The 697-nt window shown below is 45.8% G+C and carries 1 pseudogene; it reads left to right on the top strand.

What is annotated here, in order from left to right:
* A pseudogene (locus tag R8N49_RS27275) lies at nt 1–697 on the top strand (alkaline phosphatase family protein); the annotation flags it as partial.

A 697-nucleotide genomic window follows, 5' to 3' on the forward strand; every position in this document is an offset into this window, starting at 1 on the left:
CTCACAACGCATACACATCACAATCACTTGATGAACTTCAGCAGCTCCAAATAGGTCAGAGAGCGTGGGTAAGCTTACTCGCCATTAAAGGTGATTACCCAACTCATCAACCGCTTCGCTACCAAATTCAAACTCAAGATGGTCTATTGACTGAGCTGTTGCCACATCTGAACTATGAACAAGACCAACATCCACATCAAGGATTGGAGTTTGTGATCAGCGAGAAAGCCGATTACGTTCTTCATGGCTCTTGTCGAAATCCTCACCATTTTAGTCAAGACAATTTAGTCACTGCAGACGAAAAGGTCGCTAGCTTACGTGTTGATGAGCGACCAGACATGCTGATCATGAGTGGTGACCAAATTTATGCAGACCACGTAGCAGGGCCGACTTTGGACGCCATTGAGCAAGTCGTTAAGCTACTAGGGTTACCAGACGAGCAATTTGAGCAAGCGCCCATTGCAGATACAAAAGCACTGTATAAACACCCAGATTGCTACTATGGACGCGATAAGCTTCTGCCACATTATGTCGATGATGGTAGTTTGTTAACTAAGCTGTTCCCTCATCGTGGCACACCCATTTTTAGTGCGAAAGAGTGTGAAAACCACCTGATCAGTTTCGCTGAATGCTTTGCGATGTATCTGCTAGTTTGGTCACCTACCCTTTGGGATCTAATCCAACGCGACCGCTTGCT

It is taken from the genome of Vibrio sp. 1978 (genome assembly GCF_033344345.1).